The organism is Microcystis sp. M53603_WE2 (assembly GCF_030065435.1).
The window spans coordinates 1-2,168 of sequence record NZ_JASJFF010001087.1 but is presented as its reverse complement, the minus strand read 5'-3'; the positions used below and the strand labels follow the sequence as shown (position 1 = coordinate 2,168).

Here is a 2,168-nt window from a genome sequence, read left to right as displayed (position 1 = left end):
TTCTAAGTCTAGGAAATCTTTGGCTGGCATAAGTAGGATTTTTCTAAAATTACTATTTCTATTTTAGGTGGTTTAAGTGCGTTTTAGCTTATTTCTTAACATAAAGTTTGACAACAACTATGGTATAACTTCACAAGAACTTGATATTATTATTACAATAGTCTCAAAAACAATGATCGAATTAAGTCCCGCCGCCGCTAGAGAAATTGAACGTTGGAGTCAAAGCCGTTGTCTGACTGGTTCCTATCTGCGTTTGGCAGTAAAAAACGGTGGTTGTTCGGGACTTCACTATCATCTCGAATTAACCCCTATTGTGGCAGAAAACGATCGCTTTTATCAAAGTCAGGGTATTAATATTTTAGTCGATCCTGACAGCGATCGCTACCTACAAATTTTAAAATTAGACTATTCAGAAGATCTCATGGGTGGTGGTTTCCGTTTTACCAATGCCAACACCCAAAATACCTGCGGTTGTGGTCTTTCCTTTAGTGCTTAATTAACTACTCCAAATAGCCAAGACAACTAAAAGCGCATTAACCAGATAAAATGCTCCCACAATCTTGGTTTCCGTCCAACCACTTAATTCTAAATGATGATGAAAAGGAGCCATTTTTAATAATCTTTTGCCCTTGCCATCGGGTCCTTTTGTGGCTTTATAATAGATAACCTGAGCGATTACCGAAAGAGATTCCAGAAAGAACAGACCACTAATTAAAAATAATCCCCAGAGATGTCCAGTAATTAAACCCACCGCAGCTAAAGCACCTCCCAAAGCGAGGGAACCCGTATCACCCATGAACACTTTAGCGGGGTTGCGGTTATGAAAAATGAAGCCTAGACAAGCACCAGCAAAACAAGTGCAGAAAATCGCTAAATCCGGATGACTAGGGGCGATAATAAGACCTAAACCCAAAAATGCGATCGCACCAGTTCCCCCCGCTAATCCATCCACCCCATCGGTGAGATTAGTGGCGTTACTTTCAGCCACAAGGACAAATCCCGCCAAAATCCAGAAGAAAAAGCCCAAAGGAATGACTAATCGACCCCAAAGGGTGATATCGGTACTCACCTGATTGACCAACATCCAGAGGCAAAAAAGCACCGCCCCCGTTATCTGTAAAATTAACTTCATCTGGGGAGACAGGCCTTTATTCGACTTATAACGCAGAATTTGCCAATCATCTAACCAACCGATACCCATGTAAACAAAGGTCAGCAAAGCAACCACCACCACATTAGGGGCGAATTTAGACCAGATTAAAGCGAAAATAAGGGCTACTGGCACAAAAAAGCTGCCTCCCATGGTCGGGGTTCCTGCTTTCTTTAAATGAGCCTGGGGTCCATCTTCGCGCATAATCTGACCCATTTTCAAGCGCCGCAGCATCGGCACCACTTGACAACCAAGACCAGCACTGATTAATGTTGTGGCCATCAGGGGGAGTAACAGGGAATTAGTGGACTGAAAAAAAACTACTAACAGAAATAGTAATCCCGTTAGTAGAATCAGGAGATGGGTTCCAGTGGGTTTTTTAAAGATAGGGGCGGAAAAAATGTTAGCGTTCACGACTAAAGCGCCAGATAAGGGTAAAATTTGCCAAAGAAGACGGGATTAATCTTCATCTAAGACTAATTCGTCCTCGTCGTCATCATAACCGATATCATCGACATCCATGAGTTCAGATAGTTCCACATCTTCTTCGAGAGTCAGATCCGGTTCGGCGATTTTATCCCGGGGAATCATGCGATTATTTTTTTCTAACCACTCGACAATGGAAGCGTCTTTTTTTAGGGGAATAACCGCGGCCGGTTCATAGCGGGGTTCTTGACGAATAGAAGGATTAAGCATAATTACTCGACGATTAGCAGCAATCATTTCGAGTTTACCATGTCTTTTAAGGCTCTGTTGACATCCTCGCCGCCGTAAAACGGACGGCGATTCCTCACCACGCCACTTTTTTAGGGTGGTCGCGTCAATGGGGTTGACGCTTCACCGAAAAACGCTTAATTGCTTAAGTCTGACTCTTTCGACCCGTCCGTTTTGAGTGTCCGGATGCCCTCCGGCCACTTTGAACAAGTCGAAAAAATCTAATGTTTTACCTTATTTCCTAGCAAGTTTTACTCGTTTAAGGCCGAATTTGAATTCTTTTCTGAACAAATCCCCCTACTAT

At 42.9% G+C, this 2,168-nt stretch carries 3 protein-coding genes; 1 reads left to right on the top strand and 2 read right to left on the bottom strand.

What is annotated here, in order from left to right; genetic code table 11:
* The first annotated feature begins 172 nt into the window (after positions 1 to 172).
* Complete coding sequence (locus tag PX481_RS22955) at positions 173 to 496, top strand: HesB/IscA family protein (protein WP_002760454.1); 324 nt, start codon at positions 173 to 175, stop codon at positions 494 to 496.
* Here PX481_RS22955 and mraY read toward each other — a convergent pair whose 3' ends face one another.
* Positions 497 to 1,564 carry a phospho-N-acetylmuramoyl-pentapeptide-transferase gene (gene mraY / locus PX481_RS22950; protein WP_288096246.1) on the bottom strand — a complete coding sequence of 356 codons (1,068 nt, stop codon included), beginning with the start codon at positions 1,562 to 1,564 and terminating at the stop codon, positions 497 to 499.
* A gap of 45 nt (positions 1,565 to 1,609) precedes the next feature.
* Positions 1,610 to 1,873 carry a DUF3134 domain-containing protein gene (locus tag PX481_RS22945; protein ID WP_002760451.1) on the bottom strand — a complete coding sequence of 88 codons (264 nt, stop codon included), beginning with the start codon at positions 1,871 to 1,873 and terminating at the stop codon, positions 1,610 to 1,612.
* Positions 1,874 to 2,168 lie beyond the last annotated feature (295 nt).

Excerpts from the sequence above, each read along its gene's own strand:
- PX481_RS22955 (WP_002760454.1), top strand. The coding sequence starts at position 173 with ATGATCGAATTAAGTCCCGCCGCCGCTAGAGAAATTGAACGTTGGAGT.
- PX481_RS22945 (WP_002760451.1), bottom strand. The coding sequence starts at position 1,873 with ATGATTGCTGCTAATCGTCGAGTAATTATGCTTAATCCTTCTATTCGT.